Annotated in this window: 17 protein-coding genes and 1 pseudogene; 5 read left to right on the forward strand and 13 right to left on the reverse strand. The window is 53.0% G+C overall.

The window, feature by feature from the left end; genetic code table 11:
• Positions 1–336 (forward strand): annotated as a pseudogene (locus QT222_RS22465) (sulfatase); the annotation flags it as partial.
• A gap of 294 nt (positions 337–630) precedes the next feature.
• Here QT222_RS22465 and QT222_RS22470 read toward each other — a convergent pair.
• The 6 genes from QT222_RS22470 to QT222_RS22495 all read right to left on the reverse strand — a co-directional run bounded on the left by QT222_RS22470 (position 631) and on the right by QT222_RS22495 (position 8529).
• Positions 631–2376: a hypothetical protein gene (locus QT222_RS22470; RefSeq protein ID WP_491478428.1), complete on the reverse strand. Its 1746-nt coding sequence runs from the start codon at positions 2374–2376 to the stop codon at positions 631–633.
• Positions 2377–2518: 142 nt separating this feature from the next.
• A complete protein-coding gene (locus QT222_RS22475) occupies positions 2519–3976 on the reverse strand; it encodes a flippase (protein WP_491478429.1) in 1458 nt (485 codons plus the stop codon).
• The gene (locus tag QT222_RS22480; protein WP_491478430.1) at positions 3966–5153 is read right to left on the reverse strand and encodes a glycosyltransferase; all 1188 of its coding nucleotides are present in this window, start codon (positions 5151–5153) and stop codon (positions 3966–3968) included. The genes QT222_RS22475 and QT222_RS22480 overlap by 11 nt, the downstream gene beginning before the upstream one ends.
• On the reverse strand, positions 5150–6166 hold the full coding sequence (locus QT222_RS22485) for a DUF354 domain-containing protein (RefSeq protein ID WP_491478431.1): 1017 nt from the start codon (positions 6164–6166) through the stop codon (positions 5150–5152). The genes QT222_RS22480 and QT222_RS22485 overlap by 4 nt, the downstream gene beginning before the upstream one ends.
• The gene (locus tag QT222_RS22490; protein ID WP_491478432.1) at positions 6163–7239 is read right to left on the reverse strand and encodes a glycosyltransferase family 2 protein; all 1077 of its coding nucleotides are present in this window, start codon (positions 7237–7239) and stop codon (positions 6163–6165) included. The genes QT222_RS22485 and QT222_RS22490 overlap by 4 nt, the downstream gene beginning before the upstream one ends.
• Positions 7240–8529, reverse strand: coding sequence for a nucleotide sugar dehydrogenase (locus QT222_RS22495; protein WP_491478433.1), 1290 nt, complete (start codon positions 8527–8529; stop codon positions 7240–7242).
• A gap of 267 nt (positions 8530–8796) precedes the next feature.
• On the opposite strand from QT222_RS22495, the gene QT222_RS22500 reads away from it, so the two are divergent.
• Positions 8797–10464 carry an acetate--CoA ligase gene (locus QT222_RS22500; RefSeq protein WP_491478434.1) on the forward strand — a complete coding sequence of 556 codons (1668 nt, stop codon included), beginning with the start codon at positions 8797–8799 and terminating at the stop codon, positions 10462–10464.
• Positions 10465–11126: 662 nt separating this feature from the next.
• On the opposite strand, the gene QT222_RS22505 is transcribed toward QT222_RS22500, so the two are convergent.
• Positions 11127–12560 carry an aryl-sulfate sulfotransferase gene (locus QT222_RS22505; protein ID WP_491478435.1) on the reverse strand — a complete coding sequence of 478 codons (1434 nt, stop codon included), beginning with the start codon at positions 12558–12560 and terminating at the stop codon, positions 11127–11129.
• Positions 12561–12869: 309 nt separating this feature from the next.
• Between QT222_RS22505 and QT222_RS22510 the strand changes: the two genes are divergently transcribed.
• A complete protein-coding gene (locus QT222_RS22510; RefSeq protein WP_137685645.1) occupies positions 12870–14450 on the forward strand; it encodes a sensor histidine kinase in 1581 nt (526 codons plus the stop codon).
• A gap of 64 nt (positions 14451–14514) precedes the next feature.
• Here QT222_RS22510 and QT222_RS22515 read toward each other — a convergent pair whose 3' ends face one another.
• A complete protein-coding gene (locus QT222_RS22515; RefSeq protein ID WP_491478436.1) occupies positions 14515–16029 on the reverse strand; it encodes a hypothetical protein in 1515 nt (504 codons plus the stop codon).
• Positions 16030–16625: 596 nt separating this feature from the next.
• Here QT222_RS22515 and QT222_RS22520 point away from each other — a divergent pair.
• Positions 16626–16868 carry a hypothetical protein gene (locus QT222_RS22520; protein ID WP_004059566.1) on the forward strand — a complete coding sequence of 81 codons (243 nt, stop codon included), beginning with the start codon at positions 16626–16628 and terminating at the stop codon, positions 16866–16868.
• Positions 16869–17034: 166 nt separating this feature from the next.
• On the opposite strand, the gene phnE (QT222_RS22525) is transcribed toward QT222_RS22520, so the two are convergent.
• The 5 genes from phnE (QT222_RS22525) to QT222_RS22545 form a co-directional block, all read right to left on the reverse strand.
• Positions 17035–17841: a phosphonate ABC transporter, permease protein PhnE gene (phnE, locus tag QT222_RS22525; protein WP_491478437.1), complete on the reverse strand. Its 807-nt coding sequence runs from the start codon at positions 17839–17841 to the stop codon at positions 17035–17037.
• The gene (gene phnE, locus QT222_RS22530) at positions 17842–18654 is read right to left on the reverse strand and encodes a phosphonate ABC transporter, permease protein PhnE (RefSeq protein WP_004059568.1); all 813 of its coding nucleotides are present in this window, start codon (positions 18652–18654) and stop codon (positions 17842–17844) included.
• 3 nt (positions 18655–18657) lie between these two features.
• The gene (phnC, locus tag QT222_RS22535; RefSeq protein WP_491478438.1) at positions 18658–19452 is read right to left on the reverse strand and encodes a phosphonate ABC transporter ATP-binding protein; all 795 of its coding nucleotides are present in this window, start codon (positions 19450–19452) and stop codon (positions 18658–18660) included.
• A gap of 18 nt (positions 19453–19470) precedes the next feature.
• Positions 19471–20622: a phosphate/phosphite/phosphonate ABC transporter substrate-binding protein gene (gene phnD, locus QT222_RS22540; RefSeq protein ID WP_491478439.1), complete on the reverse strand. Its 1152-nt coding sequence runs from the start codon at positions 20620–20622 to the stop codon at positions 19471–19473.
• Between the two features lie 106 nt (positions 20623–20728).
• Positions 20729–21976 carry an MgtC/SapB family protein gene (locus tag QT222_RS22545; RefSeq protein WP_491478452.1) on the reverse strand — a complete coding sequence of 416 codons (1248 nt, stop codon included), beginning with the start codon at positions 21974–21976 and terminating at the stop codon, positions 20729–20731.
• 251 nt (positions 21977–22227) lie between these two features.
• Between QT222_RS22545 and QT222_RS22550 the strand changes: the two genes are divergently transcribed.
• On the forward strand, positions 22228–22665 hold the full coding sequence (locus QT222_RS22550; protein ID WP_004059572.1) for a universal stress protein: 438 nt from the start codon (positions 22228–22230) through the stop codon (positions 22663–22665).
• Positions 22666–22737: the final 72 nt, after the last annotated feature.

The following is a 22737-nucleotide window of genomic DNA, read 5'->3' on the forward strand; positions in this document are numbered from 1 at the left end:
GTGGTGACGCAGCGCGGTGGGGAGAGAGCTCAACAAAAACTTGAGAAAATTTGCTCCTACAATAATCAATTCCCGTCGGATCAGTTTCTGGCCGGAGATGTGATAAGCCTCCGGTCAGAGGATTGGCGGTATCAGACCAACGGCTCCGATGCAGACCTATTCGCGTTACCGAACGAGAAAGAAGACATCAGTGAGGAACACCCGGTAATCACAGAGCAATTTACTGATCAAGCACAAGATTGGCTTAGCACATTCGGCCAGCCAGTGGGGGAAGCGGGTATCGCGGAGTTTGACAAGGAGATGGAAAGTCAACTCCGAGATCTAGGTTACCTGTGACGTAATCGATTGAACCTTATATACGGTGAGTGGAGTTTTGTCATCTAAATTAAATATATTGTACGAGGCGACTTCCTGCTCTTCGAGTAATTACTGAGAGAGCCTTGGTTTTTATTGTGACAGCTGCGAATGGCGTGATATGGTTTCAGATGCGATTCTCGGTGCTCTGTTGGTGGTGAAGATGCCGTTGCAGGCTCTTTCGTTCAAGCTATTTTAGTCGATAGAATACGAAAGACCAGATTAAGGCACGGGCAACACGCGTTCGTCGCAGGTCAGAAAGTCCAAGCATTGGTCTCAATCGATCTCTTGTGGTTCATTAATCGGTTTGATTATGTATACATTCGATTGTTTAGTATCAATTATGTTGGAAATGTGTTTACTAGAATCTAAATAAGAGTAGTCCGCTTTTGAGTATCGAAAACCACCGTACATTTGATCGGTTTGCCTGTCCCGTTCTGTAACAACGAGAGTATGTTCTTCCGAGTAATATGTTTCTAATGATTGATTTGCGAAATGATCGGGTGCTCTTTGTGATGCTTGTCCAACCTGCTTTGATTTACTGACTTGCTCAATATCGGTGGCAATGGCAGCATCATGATATCTACGTGAGGGTGATCTGACGTGTACGAATTTAGTTCCTTGAGGTGATGTCTCAAAAATAATATCGTATCCAGAAAACTGTGCTTCGGTCACTTGTGGAGAGGGCTTTTGGATGTATGGTGATGGGTGAAGAACAGGAATTGAAACCATCATTGTGGTGATGATAAATAGACAAACGACAATATTCGCAAACCGTTTAGAAAAGCGTTCGGATGCCTTATTATGGAAGTAGACTATTCCAACTGCACCAATGATTGTTCCAATGGATAAGATCGTTCCCAGATATCTTGTATATTGATTCATCATCCCTCCAGCTAAGAAACCAGTAAATAATACGAAAATTGGTATCGCCCCCGCCACTAGTCCTACTATCTGAGTATCTTTAGTTCGAGAGCGGTAGTACAGAGCAATTGCTACTGGGAGCAAAAATAGAATATACCTGCCACCAATCTTTAATACAAGATCTTGGATGCTAATACCGATCTCCGATAGTGAACTTGATTTGGAACTGATACTACTTCCAAACTCAGTAAGTTTCACAGCTCGTATAAATAACCCAGATAAGGCGGTAGCAAAGCGTTCTCTCGGTGCGATCCATGTCCAAATTGATACTGAAATCGCCGCAATTATCGCAATACTACCTCTATAATCTGATGACTCACTGACAAGGTCCGAAGTGATAGTCATACCACCAATAATGAATAGATAGTTGACTGCTTGTTGTGGATGATAGAGCACTGAAACCAAAATCAGAAGGGTAAATAATAGTAGCCATCGTGGTTGATTAGTTCGACTAAATTTAACATAGAGGAATACAATCATTGGCGTCCAATAGATCATCAGTGTTGTTGGGTGTGGCCGCAAATAAGTACTGATCGGGTTGACTGGTAACAACAATAGACTCGTTGAGAATGCAATTTCAAGAACCCGAGGACCATCAGAAAACTCTCTCACAAGAAGAGGTGTGAAAACAACCCAAGGTACAAATAGGATAACTGACGCTAACATGAGTGCCCATCTTGGCGAGACATAAATGATATTTGATATTATTCCGGAGAAAATGTGCAATCCGGGATAAAATAGTTCGATTGAACTGACATTTCCAGATAAAATCCCTTTTAACCAGCCGAGGTGAGTCATCGGATCACCAGGGGCCCAGAACCAGTACCCTCGGATAAGTGGTAGAGAAACAATACAGATTATACTAATCATAGAAACAAATAGGGATACAGCTCTGAGGGAATGGTCCTTAATGAAAATCCCTCCCGAAACACCAACAACAGAAGTGACTAGCAATATCGACCAGAAGGGAGTCCCTGCTTCCTGAAAAACCGAGACATCGTATCCAGTGATTGGCGCTGAGCGTGTCGCTAAAACAACTAATGCCACCGAAAGAAGACAGACTGAAACACTCAACTTTGGTATCTTTTCACCATTCATTATATTCCCTTTTTGTGGCACCATAGTAATGTTTCTTGATGAATCTCTTTCCGACTGATAACTTCATAATCATGGTTGAGAGAGATACAAAACACCTTCGTATTAATTCTCCAATCCCATATATAAAAATCCAACATAGATATTAAATTGAATTAATCAATTGCTTATCTTGGTCTGTAACCGAAAAACGAATACAAACTATAATATAAAATATTAAAGTCAAAGATCCAACTACGAGAGCAGTGATAACTCCTTTTGGAGCTAATAATCGAAGGGCTATCATGAATGCAGTTGCTCCCAAAAAAGGAAGTACTAACGGTGAATATGTCTTAATGTCTTGATTAATATCCAACAATATCTTTACTTCTAATATTCTCATACTATTGAGTAAAACCGTTGATGCTACAGTTGCTATTGCAGCTCCGATTCCACCTAGTACTGAAACAAGCACGTAATTCAGAACGATATTCACAACCATCATTGATATTGTATTTATTGATTCTAGCCTTTCGAACTCCGTCATAGTAAGTAGATATCCAACTGGTCCTGCAAGAGAAGAAATGATAAATCCTAGTACCAAAACACTAAATATTAAATTTGAATTCCCAAACTCAGACCCAAAAATTGATAATATTTCTTTAGAGAAGAGGATTGAATATATGCCACCTAGTAACGTAATTGAACCTAACCACTTGGTGGCGGTTCTGTAATATAATTCAATTCTACCATAATTAGAATTTGTATGAAGATGAGATATCAACGAAGGGAATATTGAATTCAATGATACAAGGCCAAACCCAAGAATTGAGGCGGTCTGAAATGCTGCCTGGTATTTTCCAACGACATCTGCAGGAACAAGAAAACCAAGCATGATTATGTCTGTCCAAGTGATCAGATATTGGGCTGTCGCAGCGAACATTAGCGGCACAGAGTATTTTAAAATTTTGAATATTCGAACCTCTGGGTCTCGTATGCGCCGGAACCCACCCAATTGCTTGAGATAGAATAAGATCGCAAAAACACCCAGCAGAAGTGATAATATGTACGAAATTATAACACTAGTTACTGTTCCGATAAGATATGATGATGCAGCTACAAGTAATAGTGAACTCCCTGATTGAATGATATCTTTAGCATATACCGCATATTTTGTCTCAAGGAATCCTTTAGAAGCTGAGAGACCTACATTCAGTATTCCCAGGAGTGGAATTCCTACAAAAAATAGTTGTACAGATTCTGAAATACCTAAATCAATGTATCCCTGACTAAACTTCACCACTATGTATGAGAGTAATCCTACAATGCTTCCGACGATTAACGTTGCGACTAGTCCCAAAACGACAGTGCCCGTCAGCCTTCTTTGATTGTTGGATTCTATATCTGCTGGGACAAATTTCCTAACACCATTCCCGAGACCCATTCGACCAATAATCGATCCGAGGTTCATTATCACGAACCCTATTGAAAAAACACCTAATGCAGTGGGTCCAAGGCTTCTACCGATGACTACGTATAGTAGATATTGAAATAGTCGGCCAAGTAGTCCTCCTATGATTGAGAGAGAAACCAGTCCGAAAATGCTGTCTTTTTTAATTTGCATATTCTAGTACCTGCTTGTATACTCCTTCGATTTGTTTCGTAATGTTGTTCCAAGTATATTCTTCACTATAATTGCGAATCGCTTCTCTATCCCAGTCCATATCTAAACCTCTCGTAATTATCTTTGCCAACTCATGTGAATCTCCGGACTCGCACATAAGCCCATGTTTGCCTTGTGTGATAATTTCCCTGACGCCACCAACGTCGGTTCCAACATAGGGCTTTCCACAGCCCAACGCTTCGAACATTACTGTTGGATTTCCTTCTGCGAGGCTTGGGAGCACAAATATGTCACACGCGTTCATCCACAAGTCAAGGCGGTCTTCAGGTACAAACCCTAGCACTTTCACATGTTCGCTGAGCCCGAGGTCTGAAATCTTTTGTTCTAAATGCTTTTGCTGTTTTCCTCGACCACCAATAGCACAAATGACATTCTTGTGCTCTTCTTTGATATGTTCGATAGATTCAATTAAATAGCTAAACCCTTTTCTTTCTATTAGGAGTCCAAGAGAAAATATCACTTTCTTGTCCTCTGGGATTTCCAGTTCTCGTCTTGCTTTAGCTGTCTCTAAGTAACGGAACCTATCTCGGGAATATCCATTTGGAATTGCGTAGACTTCTGAATTGAACTCTTTGAGTAAGGGCTTATCTCGCTCATTTACCCGTATTATTGCATCTGCCTGCTTCCAGGTTGTCTCTATTTTTTCGTTGTCTGAGTTATATTCCTCAAGAAATCGATCCCGGTTTGCGTGTGACGTCACAACTGCAGGAACATCATAGTCGTTGCTAATCTGTGTAGCAACATAACCAGATGTCCATGAGAAATGGGCGTGTATTATATCGAAGTTTATGTTATTTGACTGAATTTGGTTTTTCACCTTGTTATAGTGCTTATCACCAAGCTTGTCATACCCTGAACTAGTTGGGAGGTAATATATTGATGACACATCTAATTCAACGTTTTTTGGCATTTGATCCTTGTTGATTTTTGCTGATTTTATGTATGGGTCAAATCGTGATGTTGGGAGGCACTTTCCAAGCTCAGCAATCGGATTATATCGGACAAGGATCTGTACCGAATTGAATAACTCAGCCAATCGGTCTACTTGCTCTTTCGTAAATGTAGTGTACGAGTGGGAAATCACAAGCAGGTTTTTCTGTTGTAGTTCTGCAGTCATGGTAAGACCTCGGAGAGGATTACATTCGTCGCATCAACCTTTGATTCTATTAGCTTGTTACGCTGTTCTTTCCAATAGGACTCACTTTTATTTAACATGTTGATCGCTATTTCTACTGGATTCTCTTGGTTAGCGTCTCCGTTCACGTGATTTACCAATTCATATCGTTCTTCAAGCTCAGAAATATATCCTAATTCGAGTGAGTTCACATATACTGCTGGTGTTCCTAATACGGCACACTCAGATGCCATTGTCGAACTTTCTCCTACAAATACATCTGCGAACGCCATCAGGTGATGAATTTTGTGTGGGGGTAATGAGAAAGCATTCTGTTTAACACTTTCTGGGAAATCACCTTCTGCGCTGAGCACAACTGTTGCACCTGCATCCTCTAATTGGTGCACTACCTGCTCTACTCGGCCAAATCCTCTTTGTCCAACATCATGAGCTGCATTCCACGCAACTGAACGCACAAGTGCGATATCGTCATCTGGATCGATACCCAAATCAGTTAACACACTTGTGTCTGGTGTGAATCTATCTGGGTGTAAGTAAGCAAGCTCGTGGTAACTAGGATAGCGGTTCTGTTTCGCACCGATATCTCCACGATAACAGTCTGGTGTACATATCTTGTGTGCGAATGGATATGCCAGCCGGTTTTGAAGACTTGCGTGTTCTGTGTCAGAAAACAGTACACTTTGAGCGCCAGTTAAGCGCGAGACATGTGTAATTGCTGGCTCTGAAATTGCGGTAATGACGTCTGGCTCGAACTGGCGAGCTTGTGCGAGTAAGCGTGACTCATAAACTGCCTGTGTCTTAACTAGCTCCAAAAATGAATTTGCACGACCTGCTAGTATCTGGTAATCAATCTCGTATTCGTCTAATAGTTGGACTGCGATATCTTTTCGACGACAGTAGACTTGAACCTCGTGACCATCTGACTGTAACTCGTTGATGGCATTTCTAAAGAAGTGAACATGTGCTGGATGCTGGATAGTAACGATTACTCTCATTGGTACACCTGAGTCTCCAAATTTTCATTTACTTGCATGTCGAATAGCATTGCAAACATCAAAAACATACTACCCATTGAGAATAATATAAGTGATAGGGTTCCTCGAACGAAAATGGATAAATTAGTAGTGAGATATGCATATGCAGTGTACCCTGCACCCAAACACCCTAAGAGAGTACTGACCGCTCCAAACACATAGAATAATGCGAGAGGGTGAAAATCGAATATCAGATATTTCGTTTTTAGCCTCCAGAGAAAGTCCCTCAACAACATTATGGATACTTTTGAGATATACTGTCTGTAATTAATGCTGCTTTCTTCCTCTCCATACTTTGCTGGCATCGAGACATCTGCGATTCTGATGTTTTTTGCATTCAGTTTCACTAGGATGTCATTACAATAGCCGTAATATTCGTAAAGGTTCGTGGGATCAATCGAACGTAGTGCTCTGTTCGAGATTGCCGTATAACCATTCTGTGGGTCCATCATTTTCCAGTACCCACTTGCGATTTTGGTTAAGAACGTGAGTATTGAATTGCCAAAAAACCGGAACTGAGGCATTTCTTGGCGGAACTCCCGGTACAGCAGCCGGTTGCCCTTCACGTAATCGGCGTTGTCGTTGACAATGGGATCTAAAAATCGGTCAAGCATTGAAGCGTCCATCTGTCCATCGCCATCAATTGTAGGGACGATATCGACGCCAGCTTGAACCGCAGCCAAGTAGCCTGTTTTAATTGCTCCCCCCGCCCCGAGATTCTCGTGATGTTGAATCGGAACAACACGACCAATCCGGGTTTCTACAACTGCACGTTTAGCTAGTTCGCTCTCACCTCCATCCGTGACAATCTCAATACTCGAATTTCCTATCTGAGTCTTATCGCGATGTTTCTCCCATTCCTCGCCGTCTCGCTCTGCAGCATCAATGATCTCGTCCCATGTTCCGTCAGTCGATTGATCGTCGATGACGAAGATCCGGTCCACGTATTCGGGCATGCTGGTAATGACATCGCCGATCAGGCCCTCTTCATTAAACGCTGGTACGACGACCCCTACCGTGTGTTCTTGATACATCTACAGTGTGTGATATGTTGAAGTGATTTTTTGGGAGTTGAAAACACGCTCCGTATCGACAAGTGTACCACCTTCAACGAGCTGAGATTCTACCTCCGTCTCTCTGATCTCGTTAAATTCATCGTGACCAGTGGTAAGGATGATTCCTTGATACTGTAGATTCTTCCAGTCACCAACTGGTTCTATTCCAAACTCTTCCTTCATCACTCCACCGCTAACATGTGGGTCATATCCATAGACGTCAGCCCCTTCTGATTGAAGTAAATTAATCAGCCGCCGATTTGGAGCAGATCTAACGTCTGAAGTATTTGGCTTATATGACAGGCCCAGAATCAGTATGTCTGAATTTTGAAGTCTTCCTTCCATCGAACTGTTGAGCCAACTCACAATCCGATCAGGAACACGCTCATTTACTTTCCGACTAGCTTCGATGATCTCTGGTGACTCCCCATTTCGTTCCGACTGGAATATTAGATAATTCGGGTCAACGGGGATACAGTGACCACCGACTAACCCAGGATGATAGCGGTGGAAGTTCCACTTCGTATCTGCAGCATCTAGCACTGCTTCCGTGTCAATATCGAGAGCTTCGAATACGCGTGATAGCTCATTCATCAGGGCGATATTCACGTCACGCTGAGTATTTTCTACAACTTTTGCAGCCTCTGCAGCCTCAATACTAGGTGCTTCATGAACCCCTGCATCAACGATATCTCCGTACAACCGGGCGAGCTGCTCTGTGGTCTCCTCAGTATCCCCACTCACAACCTTGACGACATCATGGATTGTTCGACCACTGTCTCCTGGAGATAACCTCTCTGGTGAGTAGCCAACGTTAAAGTCTTGACCTACTGTGTACCCTGATGCTTTCTCAATTTCTGGAACAAACCGCTCTCTGGTTGCTCCTGGGTATACTGTAGATTCGAGTACTACTGTTGTCCCTGTACTCATGTGCTCACCTACTGTTCTTCCTGCTGCTTCAACAGCGGTCAAATCAGGGACTCCTTCACTTGTAACCGGTGTTGGGACAGTTACAATAAGAATATCTGAGTCTTGAAAATGACTCGGGTTGGTAGTAAACTCTATATCTGTCTCAGAAACGGACTCCCCAGATAGTTCTTCAACCTTTGTTCCTGACTTAGTCAGTGATTCAATCTTATCTTTATTAATGTCGTAACCTGTGACATCGTACCCCTGCTGATCTAAGGCGACGGCTAGAGGAAGACCGACATATCCTAATCCGACTATAGATACAACTGTCTCTGAGGCAGATGACTGCAGCTTTTCCATCTTGTACTCAAGAGTAGCGCGACAGGTAATCAAAATTTCGGCAAACAAGACATATCACGAATATATATTATGTGTAAATAATGTGTGGGTGTGACTTAGACACACTCTATAATTCGAAATTGCTGATTTCAACGATGTAGATAAATGGCCCTCTACACGGTTGTTAGTAGATATATGATAAATTCGATTGGTGCTTCACAACCAACCACACGTTCCCTGTTCCCATCCCTCACAATTATTTACCCAAATATCGTCTCTCAGGTCGAAATGTCAACACACAATCTCGGCGACTACGACGCGACGCGAGCCGACTTCTCGTGGGACGACATCTACACTGAAGCCTCGTGGAACGCTCCGGAGGAACTCAACATCGCTCACGAAACCGTCGACCGACATGCGGCAAACGGCGACCGAGTCGCTCTCTATCAGGTCGACACGGACGGCGAACTCACGACGCTGACCTTTTGGGAACTCGCAACCCGTTCGAGCCAGTTCGCGAACGTCCTCGACGACCTCGGCGTCGAGGCGGGCGACCGCGTGGTCTCGTACATGCCGCGCATTCCGGAACACTACGTCGCCCTCGTGGGGACGCTCAAACACGGCGCAGTGTGGGGCAGCGTCAACGAGCGGTTCGGCCCCGACGGCATCTCCTACCGACTCGACGACTGTAACACCTCGGTCGTCGTCACGACGACGGACAATCGCGAGACCATCGCCGACGCACTCACCGACGCGCCGAGCGTCGAACACGTCATCACAGTCGACCGCGGTGACGGCGCACCGACCGACGATGTGGTCTTCAACACGGCGCTCGACCACGCCAGCACGGACTACGAACCCGCACGGACCGGCGGCGAGGACAACGCGCTTCTGTACTACACCTCCGGGACGACCGGGCTCGCAAAGGGCGTCCTGCACAAACACCGCTGGATTGCGGGCGTCGCGGCGACCCAGCGTTACGCCGTCGACCTCCAACCCGGCGACGTGTACTGGAGCACCGGTGACCTCGGCTGGCTGACGGGGGCAATCAACACCCTCGGTGCGTGGTTCTGGGGGTCGGCACTCTTCACCTACGAAGGCGAGTTCGACCCCGAAACGTGGGCGGACCTGCTCGACACCTATCCCATCACGGTCCTTTTCTCCGTCCCGACGGCCTACCGCATGCTCCGCGAACACGAAGACGTGCTCGCGGACACCGACTCCGACCTCCGTCACGCCCTCTCCATCGGCGAACCCCTCAGTGCGGGCGTCGTCGAGTGGGCCGAAGACACCCTCGGCGTGACCGTTCTCGACACCTACGGCCAGACCGAGACGGGGAACATGATTATCAACAACTACCCGACGATGCCCGTGCGACCGGGGTCGATGGGCAAGCCCCTCCCCGGCATCGAGGCAGCCATCGTCGACCCCGAGTCCGGCGAGGTTCTGCCGCCGGGTGAGACGGGCGAAATCGCCGAACGCGGTGACTACCCCTGTTTCTTCGCGGAGTACTGGAACAAGCCCGAGAAGACGCGTGCCTGCTTCATCGACGGCCCTGACGGGGAGTGGTATCTGTCGGGCGACCTCGCGCACATGGACGAAGACGGCTACTTCTGGTTCGAAGGCCGCGCCGACGACGTGATTCTCTCGTCGGGCTACCGCATCGGCCCGTTCGAAGTCGAGAGTTCGCTTGGCGAGCACCCGGCGGTCGCAGAGGCCGCGGTCGTCCCCAAGCCCCATCGCGAACGCGGGAACATCGTCAAGGCGTTTATCGTCCCGAGTGCGGATGCGACGCCGTCGGACTCGCTCGCCGAGGAGATCAAAGCGCACGTCAAATCTGAACTCTCCGCGCACGAGTACCCCCGCGAAATCGAGTTCGTCGACGAACTTCCGAAGACTGTGACGGGGAAGATTCGGCGGACGGAACTGCGGGAAACCGCGGCTGAAGAGAACTGAGCCACCCACCAGAACGGGTTTTCCACGCCAGCTGTCACGAGGTGCTGCGGTTGAAGATATAACGGACATATTCATGTTACACTAGTAGGCCACTGTAACTCCGAAAACGGAATGTGATTCAGACCGGGTATCTCGTTTAAACTCGCCTTACCTCTCCTGAGCTGGCGTTCGTCTATCGAGCAGTCGAGAACTTTGTTGAACTCGACATTGAATCCGATAGTATTGAACAAAAACCACACTACTATGGTGGACATCTGACCGATTCCCGACCCACAAATCGTGGAACAGCTGATTCTCTGTTCACGTTTAAAATCGATTCCAATCATATTTTTGTCAGTGTCTGACATTTGTCTGTTTATCCAGAGTAAAACCTCTATACCCTCAACAACTGATATGGGTAGTATGATATATTGCTTGTAGATAATCGTGTGTCCCGGTACGGTTGTGAAGGAACGCACTCGACGGTTCAGTCACGTGTCGCTTAAAACTACGATAGGACAGTGTAATCCCTCGACCGATATTGTAGTTTGTAGACAAGACAATCGCCGTTATTTTGGCGGTGGTCTCGTCAACACCGTAACCGACTGAACGCTCTCCTTGAGTTAGATTCGGGTCAGAAGAGGACGGTCCAGAAGAGGACTAGACAGTGCCCAGTCTTCTGACTACCAGTCATCGCTTGCGGCACGGACCCGCTCGGCGAAGTTGTTGACGCGGTCCCAGAGGCGTTCCCGGCGGTAATAGGTCTCGACGGTGGTCCAGCCGAGCAGGACGAGCATCGCGAGAATGGTCCGCGCGAAGTCCCAACCGGTCATCCAGACGGGCGTCAGCCACGGCGTTACGTGCGCCCAGCGGAGGGCGAACTTCTCGACAGGGCCGGAAAGCGGTGTTCCGGCAGTAGTCTCGGTGAGCCAGCCGTGGAACGTCTGACGGTCGCCGGTCCCCGGCGTCACCCCCACTGAATTCGACAGAGTGGCGTGTTTGGGTGCGTCGATAGAGACCATCGGAGGGCCGTTCGACCCGTCGCCGGTGCCGATTCGCTCGGCGTCGTAGGGACCCCAGGTAGCGTAATACTCCCAGACGATGCGGCCCTCGGGGGTGACCTCGATGACGCGGTGGTTGAGCGTGTCCGTCACGAGTGTGTTACCGTTTGGGAGTCGGTCGGCGTCCCGCGGCCAGTTGAGTCCACCCGCGAGTGTCCACGTGCGTTCCCACTCGCAGTCTTCGGGGTCGGCCTCGACGACGCCGACTTTCCCATCCTCGCAGTGCCGGGTGTGCTCCACGACGCGGTCGTTTTCGCTGTCGGCGACGAGGACTGACACCGAACCGTTCGGCCCTCGGATAAGGTCGGGATTGTGTTGTCTGTGGAGAATCTCACGGGTGTCGTCCTCGCCAAGCCGGAGTTCTATCTCTCCCGTAGAGCGGTTGACGACGATGACCTGGTCGAAGTTGCGCGGCGATGCCAAGTAGAGCCCGTCACCAACCTTGTCGACATCGTTGACGTGGGTCCAGTCGCCAGCAAAGCCGCCGTCCGTCGAGTTGGGGTAGTGCTCGTGAAACAGCCACTCCCAGACTACTTCGTCCTCGTGACGGTCGTAGACGAGCAGCCGGTCGTTGCTGACGCTCGTCGTCTCGTTGTACTGACGCATGTTTGCGATGAGCAGTTTGCCGTCGCCGAGGGAGTCGACATCGTGCGTGTCGTGATACGGCAGCTGCTCGGACCAGACGACCTTGCCCGTCAGGCGGTCGAATCGGACGACGACGGTCCCCTGCGGAATCGTTGCACTGACCAGAATGTCGTTATCGCCCACTGGGTCGACATCGTAGAACCACTGCGCGCCGACGCGAGAGCCGTCGAACGACCGGTGCAGACTAGCCTTCGGCCCCACGGAGATGAGCCGCGCTGGCTTCTTCGTGGCACCTTGACCACGGAAGTGGAATCCCTGGATGCCAACGACCGTCGGGCCATCAGCGGGCGACTCGACCGTGCCAGTTCGGGAGTCCGTCGGCGTGTGGGTCAGCGCGGATATTCCCACTGAGACCAACAGCGAGGATACCACCAGCGCCGCGAGCGCCCGCGCCAAGTGACGTCGAGGCATGGGTGTGGGTGACATGGAGATAATATGAACATATTAGATATTCTCGCTTATACATTCACCTGCCGACGACCAGTTACTCACTTGATTCCTCTTCCAACTGTGAGCAACACGTCACCTGTCGCCTGCACACCACCAGAATATACATCAACTCACATGTCGATTCAAAGTGTTTGTATTCGGATAAAACATATGAACTCTCTGAGTGTTGGCTCGAACTTCCGGTCTACGACCGACTATAGAAAATCCAGTACTCTTACATGTGTATGGTGGAACGCCATCTTCAAGCGCGCGGAGGGTGCACCGAAGCGTATGGATAGGTGGTCTCTCTCGTGCGAGAAACCCTGCGCCGATAGGCGCGTCTGTTTCGATGGCGGGTGGGTTCCGCCCTCGGACCACGACATGGTCGATCAGATGTATTTCCAGGAAGCGGTCGAAAGCTCCGGGCACGTCGTGATGTTCACCGACTTGGATGGAACAATCCAGTACGTCAACTCGACATTCGAGGAGACGACTGGCTACGATGCATCGGAGGCCATCGGGAGCAATCCCAGTATGCTCCGCTCGGGGGTTCACGACGACGAACTCTATGCCGATATGTGGGAGACCATCTCGTCGGGGAATGTCTGGGAGGGTGAACTGGTCAACAAACGCAAGAACGGCGAGACGTACGTCATCGAGCAGACTATCGCCCCGATTACACAGGATGGTGAGCGACACGGCTACGTCGCCATCAATATCGAGATCACCGAGAAGTGGGAACGCGAGCGAAGCATCGAAGCACTGCACACCGCGACGCGAGACCTCCTCCAGGCGGAGAGCTTCGATGGTGTCGCGACCGGTGTTGGAGAGGCGATTACGGCCATTCTCGGGTTTCCCATCAACGTAGTTCGGCTTCGCGACGACAACCAGTTAGTCCCGGTGCACGTCGACGACCAGACCAGAGACCTCCTCGGTGACCGCCCCGTCTACGACATCGACGATAGTCTGGTCGGCGAGGCCTTCCGAGCGGGCGAGCCACGCGTCTACGACGATATTCAGGCACTTTCGGACACCGACACCGACACTGAGACCCGCGGTTCGATCCGGTCGTGGCTCTACGTCCCACTCGGTGACTACGGCATTATCAGCGTTGGCCAGACCGCCCCGAATGCATTCACGGAGACCGACACGCAACTCGTCGAGATTCTCGGCATGAACGCCGAATCGGCGTTGCGAATGCTCGAACACGAACAGGAGTTAGCCCACGAAAACGAGCGACTCGAACGCTTCGCACAGACCGTCTCGCACGACTTGCGAAACCCGCTGAACGTCGCCGAAGGCACACTCGGACAGATGCGCGACTTCACCGAGCAACTCGACCGAATGACGCGCGCGCACAAACGCATGGAAGAAGTCATCGAAGGCGTCCTAATGCTCGCACGGCAAGGCGAACGTGTCGTCGACCCGGCCCCTGTTGACATGGAGGCACTCGCTACGGAATCGTGGGACTACGTCGAGACGGAGGCTGCAACGCTTTCGGTCGAGACGGCCGACACTGACGACCTCGTCGTCGAGGCGGATGCTATGCGGAGTCGACACCTCTTCGAGAATCTCTTTCGGAACGCAATCACACACGGCGGCGCGACGGCAGTTACCGTCGGCCCACTCGACAGTGGTGGCTTTTTCGTCGCCGACAACGGGTGTGGGATTCCCACCGAACAGTTCGAGCAGGTGTTCCGTCCGGGATACTCGACTGCATCGCAGGGGACCGGCCTCGGGCTCTCGATTGTCAAAGAAATTGCCGACGCTCACGGGTGGACTGCGTCAGTGACCGAAAGTTCGGCTGGTGGTGCGCAGTTCGAATTCCAACCAAAGCGGTCATATGGTCGAGAAGCAGGGGCGGGACAGTAGGATACCTCTTCGCTTCGGGCGTAGTAAACGTTGTCTCCCAAACAGGTAGAATCCTCCCGAACAGTCAGCGGGAGGGTGACTGGATTGGCGACTCTACGCCGCCAGCGTGGCTAGCGAGTTCTTCTTTGTAGTGTCGGTAGATGACGACGACGACCAAGAGCCAGAGGAGTACCAACAGGAGGGGGAGGATGCTGCTGGATTGGTCGGTGGGCGATGTAAGGTTGTCACCACCGGATGGGCCGCTGGGTTGACCCATCTCAGCGACAGCGGCATCCGTCGTTTCCGTCTCAGTGCTCACCGAATCGTCCGCAGACTGCCCATCACCGTCGTCACCTTCGGTGTCGCCTCCGACGACAGCCCCATCGGTGACATTCGTCTCCGTCTCAGAACTCCCCGCCTCGGAGGTCGCGTCGGTAGTCGTCGTCGACGAACTCGAATCTCCACTATCCAGACTTGATGACCCACTACTGGACGAGATCTCGTTGCTGGTGGTTGTCTCGTCTTCCGTAGATTGGGTCGTGTCGTCGCTGGATGTCGAAGTAGTGGTTTCGTTCTCTACCTCGCCAGTTTCGTTGGAGTCGCTGGTGTCGTCGGTAGTGTTTTCGGTACTATCACCATCGCTGGTACCGTCGTCACCAGTACTATCGCCGTCTCCAGACGTGGTATCTCCACTGCTGTCTTCATCAGTAGAGTTGTCAGCGTCACCAGTGCTGTCTCCATCGTCGGGGGTGCCGGCGTCGTCACCATCGCTTCCATCATCCGCATCGTCGCCATCGTCACCATCACCCGCATCGTCGCCATTATCTGTATCCCCGTCGTCGCAGTCCACCGGGTGAGATGGCTGTGAGTCGGGTACTGCAGGCCGGTCGCTTCCGCCGAGAAGGCTAGCGACGTACTGGGAGACCTGTTCACCGATGCTGGTCGGTGCGTCGTCGTCGTCGTCTTCGGTGGGCTGGTCACATTGGTGCGCGGGTGGCGTGGCCGGAACACCGGAAGGAGATGCATTGGAAGCTGACCCACAGTTTGAGTGGTTATTCGCCCGCTCGTCAGCGCCGACAAGACCACCGACGAACTCGGAGACGTGCTGTCCAATCGTCTTCGAGTCGTTGGACGCAAGTTGGCAGTCGTTCGGATCAGCATGTGGCATGGACGGTGTGGAACTTCCAGCGGCAGACCGATTGTCCGCTCTCGGGTCGGTGGAGTCGTTCTCTGCTGCCGGAACGACAGCGACTTCGGAGTGATTCGATGACTGCTGAGGGGCCGGAGTCGCTTCGAGCGTCGTGTTCGCGCCGGACTCGGTCCTCTCGCTGGCGGCTTCGGTAGTGTTTGATTCGGACGCGGACCTGTCGCTAGCGCGTGAACTGCCATTCGTCGCCGTATCGGAGTTCGAAGCGGCTCGCTCGGACTTGTTGGTCTGGTTACTGTCGTTCGATGCATCATCCGCGGCACCGGACGCACCTGCACTATCTGCCGTATCCGTTCCATCGGCGGTCTCGACAGGCGGGGTACCTGGGGGCTGGCTCGCGACGGTTGGAACCAGTGTTGCCGCCAGGAGCAACCCGGCGATGAAGAGTACCAAAACTATTCTGAGGGACACCATAGGATTTCATCTATGAATTTGTTTTATTCTGATAATGTAACTAGTATATTAACTACCGTTAGCAGGCCATTACCAGCCAGTAAAGCGGGGTAACTCGGGAATATCGGGGGTAGCTATCTCGGGGTTTATGAGGCTAATACTGAGGCTGATAGGAGAAGACGCCACATTTCGTGGTTCTCAACACAGGGTTGGAGCGTCCCCCACTTCGGTAGTTCTGTCTCTGCCTCGAAATCCACTAAGAACACCGTAATTTGAGGGGTGAACCAATATACCTACCATGCTTGCACCAGAACATATCCACGCGCAGGACTTGCTGTCTGGTCCTGCGGCACGTAATGTGCGGCGTTCATAGATAGCGCAGGCCGCTGTCCGTGTGTGTAGCAGTTTCCGCTCCACGGAACTGCCGAGGAGCAGTGGCTTGCATCTCCCTCCCCCTCTCCTCGTGAGCACACACTTACGATGGTCCATACTGTCGCCTGACGCGAGTGATACTGCTTCCATACGTTCCAACGAACGCCGTACTGTTAGAAACCCGAAATTTCAAGACAACTGAATACAACCATGAACGAGAAAACATGTCGCTCATTCGCCGAGTCTGGTGGAACCTGCCTCCATCTGCTCGGATTGCCCTCTTTGCGATTACTACATTCGGGGCACTGTCATTCATCGCTCTCGGCTCGGTTGCCTACCAGTTTCAGCTTTTGACGCCCGAAGAATGGTCACTGTTGGCCGTTCCACTGCTTGTTAGTGGGATGTACATCTGCGGACTCACAATCTACATTAAGTGGGCCATCCCCAGCAGTGGGACTTCTGACTGACGAATAATTCAGCACGCACTGCACCAGTTGGTTCGCAACCGAATTCGATGGCTACCGTATTGCGAATCAACGAGTAACGAGTAATCCCTCGCCGATGGCGAGGGACAAAATCGAGGTTGGAAACGAGGTTGCGCGTCGAGAACGGTGTTCTCGACTGAAGGTGAAGTTAGCTCACCTTCCCGCGGAGGTACGCGGAGACGCCCTCGCTGATGAGGACGATGCCGAGGATGGCGAGCAGAATCGTGAGCACGGCATCCCACTTGAAGTAGTTAATATTCGTCTGCAGGGGGACGCCGATGCCGCCCGCGCCGACGAATCCGATGATGGTCGACGCGCGCACGTTGATGTCCCAGCGGAAGGTCGCGACGCTGATGAACGCTGGCTTGATCTGCGGGACAATCCCGTAGATGAACGTCTGAAGCGTCGACGCACCGGTGGCTCTGACGGCCTCGACTTCGCCGGGGTCGATCTCCTCGATAGCTTCACCGAGAAGTTTCGCGGTGAATCCGACCGAGCGGACCGCAATCGCCAGTACGCCGGCGAGTGCGCCCGGGCCGAACACCACGACGAAGATGAGCGCCCAGATGATGACGTTCACCGAGCGCGTGAACGAGACGATGAACTTCCCGAGGAGGTACGTCGCGCGGCTGGGTGTCGTGTTGCTGGCGCTGAGGAACGCGACCGGAAGCGCCATGATGATGGCGAGCGCCGTGCCGAGAATCGAGATGTTGATGGTCTCGAGCAGCGGCTTGGCGATTTCGCTCGTGTACATCACGTTCGGCGGGTACATCCGCGTGAAGAGGTCCATCACTTCGCGCGGCGCGGACGCGACGTAGCCGTAGTTGATGTCCATTGCCCGCCACGAGGCGGCGAGGACGACCAACACGCCCAGCGTGACGAGATACCGAAGCAGGCGTTCGCGCGGTTCGAACCGCTCCCACTCTGCCGTGCCGTTCGAAGATTTACTCGCCATTTACTGAACCCTCCGTCGGGCGTACGCACTCGCGGCCTCGCCAATCATGACGATGCCGACGATGACGAGGATAATCATCGAACTGTACTGGTAGTCGTACTTCTGGAACGAGTTCAACAGGGTGATACCGATACCACCCGCGCCGACGATACCGACGACGGTACTGTGTCGAAGGTTGATGTCGAGGCGGTAGATGGACAGCCCGATGATTCGCGGGATAATCTGCGGCAGGACGCTGTAGAGGTACACCTGTAGGCGACTACCACCGACGGCCTCGATAGCCTGCATCTGTCCCGTGTCGATATCCTCAATCTCCTCCGAGAGGAGCTTTGCGAAGAACCCGACCGTCTTGAATGCAAGCGCGAGCACGCCCGCGAGCGGGCCGAAGCCCACCGCTTTCACCATGACGATAGCGACGATGAGTTCGTGGAACGACCGCGTGACGGCGATGATACTCCGTCCGACGAGGTAGATGGGACGCGGAGCGAGGTTGTTGGCCGCCATGAACGCCACGGGTGCACTGACGATGATGCCGAGCGTCGTGGCGACGATGGACATGAGGATACTCTCGAAGATACCCTGCACCATCAGGTCGAACTGCACCGGCGTCAGCGCCGGTGGGAGCATGTTCGAGACGAGTGCTATCCCCTCTCCGACACCTCGAAGGAGGCGGTCCGGCGGGACGCGAATGCTCCAGATGCTGTAGAGGACGAACGCAGCGATGACGGCGTACACGAGGTACTTGGTCGTCCGATTGTAGAAGGCGGTTGGGCGCTCCCATTTGCCATCGACCGAGCCGGACTTGGTCGCCATCGCTTACTCCCCCGCGCTCGCTGTCTGTTCTGCCTTGGCGGCGTCGCGCTCTTCGCGCGACTCGCCGCCGCGGTAGATGATGTCTTTGGCGCGCTCGTCGAGGTCGTCCGCGTCGCCCTCGAAGACGAGTTCGCCGTCGCTCAGGCCGACGACGCGGTCGGCGTAGTCGGTCGCGAGGTCGACTTCGTGGATGTTGATGAGGACGGGGATATCGTCTTCGCGCGCGATTTCGGTGAGCAGGTCCATCACTTCGACCGACGTTTCCGGGTCGAGCGCGCTCGTCGGTTCGTCGACGAGGAGGATTTTCGGGCGCTGAATGACGGCTCTGGCGATGCCGACGCGTTGGCGCTGGCCGCCGGAGAGTTCGTCCGCGCGGTCGTTTTCGACGCCTTCGAGCCCGACCCGGTGCAGGACCTCTCGCGCCTTGGCGATGTCCTCGCTGTCGAAGTTGCGGCGGAACGCGTCCCAGGTGCTCATGTAGCCGAGTCGACCCGAAAGGACGTTTTCCATCACGGTTAGGCGCTCGATGAGGTTGAACTCCTGGTGAATCATGCCCATGTCGCGGCGGGCTTCACGGAGTTCCGTGCTCGATAGCCCCGTAATCTCGGTGTCGCCGAGCCAGACCTCACCGTCCGTCGGCTCCGTGAGACGGTTGATACAGCGGATAAGCGTACTCTTACCGGCTCCGCTCGGCCCGATAATCGAGACGATTTCGTTGCCACTGACTTCCATCGAGAGGCCCTTGAGGGCCCGGTCGCCGGAGTCGTATACTTTTTCTATGTCGTTGACAGTCAGCATGGGATTGGGTAGTGTAGATTATTCGCCGAGGTTCTCCGTCTGGTACTCGACGCCGTTGTTCTCCTGAATCTGGAGGATGATGTCGTAGACGGTCGCGTAGTCGATTTCAGTGAACTTCCCACGCCCTTCGAACGTCTCTGCGATCTGCGTGTCAGAGTAGTCGTAGTCGACGAACGCGGCCCGGATTCCCTCCTGAATCTCGGGAGTGAGGTTGTAGCGGTAGGTGAAGCTCGTCGTCGGGAAGGGGTTGCTTGCCCAGACGACCTTGATTTTCGAGGGGTCGAGGTTGCCGGCGTTTGCGACGCGCGTCACACACGTACTGCAGACGGGGGCGGCGTCGTAGTCGCCGTTTGCCACGCCGAGGACGCTCTGTTCGTGCCCGCCGGAGTAGGCGACTTCGTAGTCGTCACCGGGCACGACGCCCTGATTGGCGAAGAGTGCGCGCGGAGCCTGGTTACCGGAGTTCGACGACGGCTCGGAGTGGGCGACGCGCTTGCCCTTCAGGTCCGAAAGCGAGTTGATTTCGTCGTTGTCGGCCTGCGTTGCCAGCCAGAGCCGGTAGCCGAAGTCTCCTTCGCCGGAGACCTGCAGCGAGAACGGCACGGCACCGGCGAGGTTCACGGCGAACGGCGTCGGTCCCGTGGAGAAGCCGGCGATGTGGAGTCGCTCGGAGCGCATCGCTTCGACCTGCGACGCGTACGACTGCAGTGGGAAGTACTCGACTTCCTTGCCGGTCTCTTTGGCGATGTTGTCCATGAGCGGCTTCATGGTCGTCCGGTAGGCCGCCGGGTCCTCGGATGGCGTCATCGCGAACGCGAGTTTGTCGGGGTCGAGGAGTTCGCTTTCCTTGGTCGGCGTCTCCTTGACCGGTTTCCCGTAGCGGGGCTTGTCCCGCTCTTCCATGTTATTGAGGTCCGAAAGTGACCCCGTCTCGAACCCGGCGTTGATGAGCGCCGCCATGGGCTGTGGGAACTCTGGGTTCGACGGATCGAAGTCCGACGTACTGCCACTATCCGTGCTGTCACTGCCGGACTCGCCCTCTGAGTCGGTCGCCGACTCGGTGGCGTTACCGTCTTCGCCGCCACTTTGGATACAGCCTGCGAAGCCGAAAGACATGGCTGCTGCGCCGCTAGCGAGGAGTGAACGTCTCGATTGGTCGAACCTAGTCATTGGTGTACCGCCATTGAAACGGACATTCGGTATAAATGTTATGAATGATTATATAGTAGTATATCGTGGAAATACCCGAAAATAGTAATATGTATATATTGGGCTGTTAGATGGCGGCTAATAGTCCGCCACTGATGAGACCAGCAACGATGAGTGCGCCACTCGCCTTTGCGACGGGTCGGAAGAGCGAGCGGTTGATGCTGGCTGCGAGGACGATTTTCACGATAATACTCGCGCTCGTCCCGGCGAGGATGCTTGCTGCAGCGACGTCGGCGGACACCTTCCCGGCGAGATAGAGCGTGACAGCGGTCGTGGTCGTGGACCCGCTGGAAATAAGACCGCTCAGGAAGCTGGTCGTCACCAATCCGGCTGCACCGAAGAACTGCTGTGCGCCCGCCGAAACGACGAGAATCACCAAGAACAGCCCGCCGAACTTGAGCGCGTTCGACAGGCTAAACGGAGAGTCGAAATCGAGTTGCAACTCGGTATCCCAGTCGGTAAGGTAGACGGAGAGACCGACACCGACAATCGCTATGACGCCGAGTGGCGTTCCGACCTCAGGGACGACCTCCGGGATGAACACCCCGACGAGAAACAGGTTTCGGACGGCCATCGCCGCGTCCGCGAGCAACACCGCGCCGACCGACAGCGAGAGGATGTTTTTGTTGCGCTCCGCGCGGTCCGCGAACTCGCCGATGACCGCTGTGGAGTTCACGAGACCGCCGAAAAAGCCCGTAATCGCGATGCCGCGACTCCCGTAGCGCTGCATGATGACGTAGTTGACGAAGCCGAGCCCGCTCACGGCGACGACGAGCAACCAGACGAGTTGGGGCTGAATGGCGTTCCACGGGCCAACCGGGTCTGACGGGAGAAGCGGATAGACGACGAACGCGAGAATCGCGAACTCGGCCGCGCTCTTGACCTCCTCTTTCGAGAGGCCCCACGCGAACTGGTGTAGCTCTCGCCGGAGCACCAAGAGCAGCGACGAGATAATCACGAGCACGACCGCTTCGAGGACGAAATCTGCGGCGACCATCACCCCGGCGCTGTAGGCGACGAACAGCGAGGCAGAGGTGGTCAACGAGAGGCTTCGCGGCGAGTCATCGTCGAGGAGACCATCAGCACCGAGAAGGACTGCCTGCAGCAAGACGAGAACCCCGCCGAGTATGAGGAGCGCGTTGTTGTCGATTGTCGTCGAAATCGCCCCGATAAGACTCGTGAGTGCGAAGGTTCGAATCCCTGCTGACTTCTGCGACCACTCGCGTTCGAGACCGAGAAACATCCCTAACGCCGCCGCGATAAACAACTGCGTGATGCGAGGGCTAATCGGAAGGACCGTCACATCGACCTGCATCATGGTCGCCTCCGTCGGGCGACGTGTCGCCCCGTCAGCGGCCGTCTCCACGGAGAGTGGGCCGCGAGTTCATCTCTTCCAAGCATGTGATTCGCTGTGCACTCATCACGCACACCATATAAATATTCTCTATAGACTATGTATGTGAATTGTTTTCACTTTTTAACAGGGGTATGGTAGTTGTCTGAACTACATTCGGCCGTACTCCCCCCCGACAGAGGCTTTTTCTCGATTCCAACGCAATTTTCACCATGTACCAGTCTATTCTCGTTCCGATTGACGGTACTGACGCGTCACATGCTGCCCTCCAGCACGCACTGTCGATTGCGGAACCGTTCGACGCAGCCGTCCACGTGATTACCGTGGTCGAGCCGTCCGGTGGCGGACTCGGATTCGCTTCCAACGATGTCGCGGAGTTGGATGCCGCGATTCAGGACCTCGTCGAGGCGGCTGTCGCGGCCCGTGAGCGGACTACCGTCGAGATTCAGACCGAAGTCCGGCGGGCACAGACCCCCTACGATGGGATTCTTGCGCATTCGGAGGCGGTCGATGCCGACCTCATCGTCGCCGGTCGACACGGCAGTACTTCGCTTCCAGAAGCGATTCTCGGAGGCACTGCGGACCGACTTGCGCGACTGTCACCGGTGCCGGTCGTGCTCGTTCCCCGGCCCGAAGAATCGAGTGACTGAATCGGGAGATGGTCACTCGCTGCCCTCCCGAAGAACCCGACGGAAAAATTGATACAGTTACGACGACGTGTG

The organism is Haloferax sp. s1, assembly GCF_058382125.1.

Excerpts from the sequence above, each read along its gene's own strand:
- QT222_RS22470 (WP_491478428.1), bottom strand. The coding sequence starts at position 2,376 with ATGAATGGTGAAAAGATACCAAAGTTGAGTGTTTCAGTCTGTCTTCTT.
- phnC (WP_491478438.1), bottom strand. The coding sequence starts at position 19,452 with ATGCTGACTGTCAACGACATAGAAAAAGTATACGACTCCGGCGACCGG.
- QT222_RS22485 (WP_491478431.1), bottom strand. The coding sequence starts at position 6,166 with ATGAGAGTAATCGTTACTATCCAGCATCCAGCACATGTTCACTTCTTT.
- QT222_RS22490 (WP_491478432.1), bottom strand. The coding sequence starts at position 7,239 with ATGTATCAAGAACACACGGTAGGGGTCGTCGTACCAGCGTTTAATGAA.
- QT222_RS22495 (WP_491478433.1), bottom strand. The coding sequence starts at position 8,529 with ATGGAAAAGCTGCAGTCATCTGCCTCAGAGACAGTTGTATCTATAGTC.
- QT222_RS22480 (WP_491478430.1), bottom strand. The coding sequence starts at position 5,153 with ATGACTGCAGAACTACAACAGAAAAACCTGCTTGTGATTTCCCACTCG.
- QT222_RS22550 (WP_004059572.1), top strand. The coding sequence starts at position 22,228 with ATGTACCAGTCTATTCTCGTTCCGATTGACGGTACTGACGCGTCACAT.
- QT222_RS22520 (WP_004059566.1), top strand. The coding sequence starts at position 16,626 with ATGTCGCTCATTCGCCGAGTCTGGTGGAACCTGCCTCCATCTGCTCGG.
- phnE (WP_491478437.1), bottom strand. The coding sequence starts at position 17,841 with ATGGCGAGTAAATCTTCGAACGGCACGGCAGAGTGGGAGCGGTTCGAA.
- phnE (WP_004059568.1), bottom strand. The coding sequence starts at position 18,654 with ATGGCGACCAAGTCCGGCTCGGTCGATGGCAAATGGGAGCGCCCAACC.
- QT222_RS22545 (WP_491478452.1), bottom strand. The coding sequence starts at position 21,976 with ATGCAGGTCGATGTGACGGTCCTTCCGATTAGCCCTCGCATCACGCAG.
- phnD (WP_491478439.1), bottom strand. The coding sequence starts at position 20,622 with ATGACTAGGTTCGACCAATCGAGACGTTCACTCCTCGCTAGCGGCGCA.
- QT222_RS22505 (WP_491478435.1), bottom strand. The coding sequence starts at position 12,560 with ATGCCTCGACGTCACTTGGCGCGGGCGCTCGCGGCGCTGGTGGTATCC.
- QT222_RS22475 (WP_491478429.1), bottom strand. The coding sequence starts at position 3,976 with ATGCAAATTAAAAAAGACAGCATTTTCGGACTGGTTTCTCTCTCAATC.
- QT222_RS22510 (WP_137685645.1), top strand. The coding sequence starts at position 12,870 with ATGGATAGGTGGTCTCTCTCGTGCGAGAAACCCTGCGCCGATAGGCGC.
- QT222_RS22500 (WP_491478434.1), top strand. The coding sequence starts at position 8,797 with ATGTCAACACACAATCTCGGCGACTACGACGCGACGCGAGCCGACTTC.